Genomic DNA, 1,050 nt, shown 5'->3' with positions numbered 1-1,050 from the left:
GCCACCTTGCGGTGGCTTTAAGAACGAGCAGTTATGACTGGCAAACTTTTTTCATTAACCCTTTTACATGTCCTTTAGACAAATATGTCGGGCAAAGTGCTTCTCTTACGGTCTGCGACTCAATAATGTAATTTTCAAAGTTTGTTAGTGCGGTGTTAGCACACCTTTGTGTAGCAACCTCTTTCGCCAAAGCGAAGTTGGTATTATTTGGTCTGTCCAAGGTGTAGAGCAACGCATTTGCGACGTTTTCATCCGCACAGTAGTTCTCAGCTTGCTGCACTGCTGCTGCAAAAAAAGGAACCGACAGTGACTTCGAGACATTCTGGAAAACTTTGGTTCCTTCTTCGTAACTCACCTCAGCGCTTGGTGCCAAGGTATTAAGAAGCTGACCATAATTTTCCACACATCCCTCTATCGCATATTGAATACATGGTTGTGCTGCAGGCACCAGCTCCTTCGAGAACTGCTGAGTAAAAGTCTTAGATTGAGAGAGAAATGGGTAAGATAGGATTAACTGCTGACCCAGACCAATCGCATCATCTTTTGCTCCAGATGCGACATAGTGTTCAAACGCTCCCAACGCCGCATTTTGAACTAGGCTTTCCCACTCGCTATTACGTTGAGATGGACGAATATCTTCCGCATGCGCTAATAGCTCGTTCCAATTTTTAGAGCCGTTCAATGCCTTTAAGTCGTCCATGGTGTAACGAGCTTCTTCACCGACCACGGCAAAGCTGACGGACACCATGAATAACGACAATAACGTTTTCTTCATCGTTTTAGTTCCATGCCTGCTTAAGGTACTTCAACGTTGAAGAGTCGTAAGCCGCATTTGGATTCAGGGCAACTTTGAGTACGCTACCACCTTCATCTAACGCGAAGCCTGTTTTTTTCGCATTCACTGAATCTTGACCTACGAATTGGATTTTTTGAACTTTTTGAAACTCTTCTTTATACAAAGCTGCGTGCTCAGTTGTCGTGCACAACTTCACCATATCATCATAGATGTAGTTAATAAGGCCACCTAACCAACCTGTGGTTTTTACTTTA

Annotated in this window: 1 protein-coding gene and 1 pseudogene; both read right to left on the bottom strand. The window is 43.8% G+C overall.

All coding sequences use genetic code 11. The annotated features are described in order from the left end of the window. Positions 1-31: 31 nt before the first annotated feature. Positions 32-775 (bottom strand): hypothetical protein, encoded by a 744-nt coding sequence (locus R7Q38_RS24790; protein ID WP_140184860.1) that lies wholly within the window; start codon positions 773-775, stop codon positions 32-34. A 4-nt stretch (positions 776-779) separates the two neighbouring features. Next, a pseudogene (locus tag R7Q38_RS24785) lies at positions 780-1,050 on the bottom strand (hypothetical protein); the annotation flags it as partial.

The sequence above is a fragment of the Vibrio sp. Vb0598 genome (genome assembly GCF_033338935.1).
GTDB classification, from domain to species: domain Bacteria; phylum Pseudomonadota; class Gammaproteobacteria; order Enterobacterales; family Vibrionaceae; genus Vibrio; species Vibrio alginolyticus.
This window is presented reverse-complemented; position numbering and strand designations above follow the sequence as displayed.